Source organism: Micromonospora sp. NPDC051296 (assembly GCF_040682255.1).
GTDB lineage: Bacteria > Actinomycetota > Actinomycetes > Mycobacteriales > Micromonosporaceae > Micromonospora > Micromonospora craterilacus.
In genome coordinates this window covers 1-4,571 of the sequence record NZ_JBFBAO010000471.1, presented here as the reverse complement: position 1 = coordinate 4,571, position 4,571 = coordinate 1, and the positions used below count along the sequence as shown (strand labels likewise).

At 68.0% G+C, this 4,571-nt stretch carries 3 protein-coding genes; all 3 read left to right on the top strand.

The genetic code is table 11. The annotated features are described in order from the left end of the window. The coding region (locus AB0M52_RS31040) for an FG-GAP-like repeat-containing protein (RefSeq protein ID WP_363961078.1) at positions 1–2,031 on the top strand (2,031 nt) is incomplete at its 5' end. A 288-nt stretch (positions 2,032–2,319) separates the two neighbouring features. Next, positions 2,320–2,829: a hypothetical protein gene (locus AB0M52_RS31035; RefSeq protein ID WP_363961074.1), complete on the top strand. Its 510-nt coding sequence runs from the start codon at positions 2,320–2,322 to the stop codon at positions 2,827–2,829. A 326-nt stretch (positions 2,830–3,155) separates the two neighbouring features. After that, the coding region (locus tag AB0M52_RS31030) for an ALF repeat-containing protein (RefSeq protein ID WP_363961072.1) at positions 3,156–4,571 on the top strand (1,416 nt) is incomplete at its 3' end.

Below are 4,571 nucleotides of genomic sequence, written 5' to 3'. Positions count from 1 at the left end.
GCGACGGTGGTGCTCGGACGGGCGGATCTCACGCAGCCCACCGGCCATCGACTGGCCGTCGTGTCGGTGGTGCCGCACCCGGACCGCAACCTCGCGTTGGGGGAGTTGTCCGGACCGATCAAGGACATCACGCCCGTACCGGTCGGTGCTGCGCCGGTGGCGGGCGACGTACTGCGGGTGGCGGGGTTCGGCCGTACCGGCACCGAGTGGGTTCCTGACCGTATGAACACGGCCACCGTCACGGTGGGGAGCGTGACCGGCACGTCGTTCACGATCACCGGGACCTCGCCGGGTGTCTCCTTGTGCAAGGGCGATGCCGGCGGCCCGGCCTTCCGGGAAGTGCAGGGCCGGGTCGAGTTGGTGGGCATCAACGACGCCTCGTGGCAGAAGGGTTGCCTCGGCGAAACCGAGTCCAGGGACGGCGCGGTCGAAGCACGGGCGGACGATCTCGGCGACTGGATCCGCAGCAATGTCAGCCTTCAGCCCCACAGTCTGCGGGAACCGGTGGTGGGGGAGTTCACCCGCGACGGTGTTCCGGACCTGATCGCCACGGACACCGCCGGTCGGCTCTGGCTCTATCCCGGCGCAGGGACGGGACGGGCGTGGGGCCCTCGGACTCTGCTTGCCTCCGGCTGGGGTGGCTACCGGGATCTGGTCGTGGGTCGGATCGACCGGGACGGCTATGACGACGTGGTCGCTGTGGAGTCGGCTACCGGAAGGTTGTGGCTGTTCCCCGGTACGGCCGCCGGTGGGCTGGGTGCCCGGGTGGAGATCGGTTCCGGGTGGACCGGTATGCGTGATCTTGCGGTCGGCAGGGTGAATCGGGACGGGTACGACGACCTGATCGCGGTGGAGAGTTCGACGCAGCGGTTGCTGATGTGGTCGGGTACGGCCGCTGGTGGCCGGTTCAACGCGTACGTGCAGATCGGTTCCGGTTGGGGCTGCTGCCAGCAGTTGACCCTGGGCCGATTCAACGGCAACGAGTACGACGATCTCCTGACCGTGCAGACCTCGACCGGCCGGCTGATGCTGTACGCGGGCAACGCCGCCGGCACCACCTTCGATGCCGGTGTCGACACCGGCGCCGGCACGACGTGGAACAGCTACTCCTACCTGGCCGCCGGGCGCAATCCGGTCGGCGGACGAGACAGCCTGATCGCGGTCGACGGGTCCACCGGGCAGACCTGGCTGCACACCCGCCTCGAAAACGGCGGGTGGGCGCCTCGGTCGACACCCGACGGCAAGGTGTGGTCACCCCAGCCGTACGAGCTCAGCAACCTCGTGACGGGCGAGTTCACCCGCGACGGTTACACCGACATCATCGGGGTCGACGCCAGCGGAATCGCCTGGCTGTACCCCGGGGCCGCCGGATACGGCTGGGGCCCCCGGATCCAGGTAGGTTCCGGCTGGGGCGCCTATCGGGATCTGGTGGTGGGCCGGATCAATCGGGACAGCTATGACGACCTGGTGTTGGTCGAGTCGGCCACCGGGAGGTTGTGGCTGTATGGGGGCACGAACGCTGGTGGTGGGTTCGGTGCCCGGATGGAGATCGGTTCCGGGTGGACCGGTATGCGTGATCTTGCGGTCGGCAGGGTGAATCGGGACGGGTACGACGACCTGATCGCGGTGGAGAGTTCGACGCAGCGGTTGCTGATGTGGTCGGGTACGGCCGCTGGTGGCCGGTTCAACGCGTACGTGCAGATCGGTTCCGGTTGGGGCTGCTGCCGGCAGTTGACCCTGGGCCGGTTCAACGGCGACGAGTACGACGATCTGCTGACCGTGGAAACCTCCACCGGCAAGCTGTTGATCTATACCGGAAACACCGCCGGTACCACGTTCAACGCCGGTGTGGACACCGGTGCCGGCACGACGTGGGCCAACCGTAGCGAACTGACCGCCATCCGCCCCGGCGGCGACGACCAGCACAGCCTGCTCAGCAAGGACACAACGGGAGCGCTGCTGCTTCACACGACGAGCTATCACAGCCGTCCCGACTGGACCGACCCAATCAGGTTCGGACCACGGGACTAACTCGCCCTTCGCACTGCTCGGCTACCTCGCACGTGTTGATGTTCACGATCCGGCTCGGCGGGGTTCATCGACGGCGATACCGTGCCGACGAAGCAGCCGGCCACCATCGGTGGTCGGGGTGTCGACGGAGTTCTTGCACGGCTTCCACTTTGGTCTGCCGAGAACACAGATCAGCCTGGCTTTAGGGAACGCAGGTCCCTAGCGTTGGCTCGTTGAGCGAAGCCCGACTTGGTTGATGACATAAACTCGAACGAGGAAGTTGGAAAAATGCGCGTTACTAGAGTGGTGATGGCCAGTACGGTCGGCATTGCGGCGGCGGCTGCGTTTGCTGGCGCCGCAATGGCCATCGTCGAGGATCTTCCGACTGAAAACAACGGCGGTTCGATCGTCGAGGATTTCAGTTACCCGGGAGCCGCAGGGATTCTGGAGTCACAAGGTGTCGAACTGATTTCCGGCGATGGCCACATCATCTTGGCTGACTGCAAGACACCGCCAGCGGGTGACATTGGCTTGATCAAGGTCTACACGACGGAGCTGATCGGGCAGAACGGCGAAGGGCTGGTCTGCTTCAAGGCGCTCGGGCCGGTCGGCCGGCTTGATCTGAAGGTGCCTGCGGTCTACGAGATCCGTGGTGACGGTCAGCGGCCTGGAGCCGGTCACAACGGCACCGCGACGGTGGTCACCTCCGGTGGTGTGAGGACCACGAAGGACCTCGACCCGGACGGCAGCACGCAGTTCGGTATCGGTGAGGGTGGCAAGGAACCCACGACGCTCCTCCAACTGACCGTCGTGCCCTGACGGCCGACAAGGTGCCGGGCATCGGGTCGACGCGACGTCGCCCGACGCCCGCGGCCGTGTCTACGGCCAGCCGCTCCAGCCTGCCGCCCGGCACCGGACGGCCCGCCCCGCCGGCCGTACAGGAGATTCCCCACGGCGAACCGACCTCGGGTCGCCAGCAATTTCGATATGTCCGATGACGCGTCGGTGAGGTTCACCCGCACAAACTCCCGTTCGGGTGCTCAACGCGGACGCACCGGCCGCCGTGTCCACGCAGAGGAGCTTGGGTGAGAAGACCGTGGAGATCCGTAGGTCCGGTACAGCGCGCGATAGCGCTCGGCACGGCAATGTCGCTGCTCGCGATGCTGTTCGTAGCGCCGCGGCCAGCGTCCGCGTTGGAAAGCCCGGCTGGTCCCGGCGTCGACCGAGCGTTGGTTTTGCAGGCGTGGCAGACCGGCGGCCCGATTGTCCGGCAGGAAGCCGAACGTGCACTGCTGGGCACGGATGCCGACGTGGAGGCGTTCCTGGCAACCGGGTGGGCTCAGCGGGCCAAGGTCGACGAGCGAGTGATGGTGAACCGCATGATGGCCGGCGGCGGTATCGCCGTCCAGGGTGCGGCGCAGGCGGCATTGGATTCGCTGGACAGCGGGGCTCTCTCCGCGTTCCTTGAGTCCGGCTGGCAGTTGCCGGCTAACCAGGACAAGCGGGTCCGCGTCAACCAGATGATGGCCGCAGGCGGTAGCCAGTTGAAGGCCGCGGCGCAGAAGGCGCTAGATGCGGCCGCACTCGAGGATCCCCGGTCCGTAGTCCCTGGGGCCCTGGACACCTTCATCGAGACCGGCTGGCGGACCCCGCACCTGATGGACCTTCGTATTCGGGTGAACCAGATCCTTTCCGCTGCCAGGACCAGCGGCAGCACTGCCGTGCAGACGGCGGCCCAGCGGGCTCTCGACGCCGGGACAATCGACGCGCTGACGGAGTTCATCGACTCCGGCTGGGCCGTCGCCGCCGCGCGCGACCAGGAAATCGCCACCCTCAAGGATCTCGCCTCCGTGGCACAGGAGGCGCAGAAGACAGCTGAGCAGCAGAACCAGGTCGCCAAGGACGAGTCCGCCAAGGCGCTGGCCGCCGCCGCCGCCGCCAAACGGGACGCCCAGGTTGCCGCGCAGGCAATGGAAAGCGCTCAGGGCAACGCGCGTGAGGCGGCAGCAGCAGCCCAGCAAGCGGCGACCGCAGCGGATAACGCCGCCAGGTCAGCCCGACAAGCCGTCGCCGCCGCCCAGGCAGCCATCACCGCAGCCCGGGTGGCCGCCAACGCGGCGACCCGCGCGGCGGCGGCCGCAGCCCTCACAAGGAAGGCGGCGACGAACGCCCGCCGGGCGGCGGCCAGGGTGGCCACCGACGCCAGCAAGGTAAGCGAAGCTCTGGAGACGGCGAGGCAGGCACGCGAGGCCGCTATCCATGCCCGAAAGTCGGCGGAGGCCTCCGCCGAGGCCGAGAAGATCGCCGTCCAGATCCGGGACTCCGCCGGGCGCGTGCAGAGCGCCATCGACGACGCCAAGATCGCGGCTGCCGAGGCGAAGGAGGCGCTGCGACGCGCCAAGGAGACGGGCGTGAACACGCAGCAGGCCATCGCCGCAGCTGAACGGGCTGAGGCCAGCGCCGCCCGAGCAAGGCGAGCCGCCACGGCCTCGTACACCTTCGCGAACGAGGCGATCGCCGCCGCGGCCCGCTCCAGGGACGCCGCCAACCGCGCCGCAGCC

Coding starts and splice junctions, on each gene's coding strand:
- AB0M52_RS31035 (WP_363961074.1), top strand. CDS start 2,320: ATGGCCAGTACGGTCGGCATTGCGGCGGCGGCTGCGTTTGCTGGCGCC.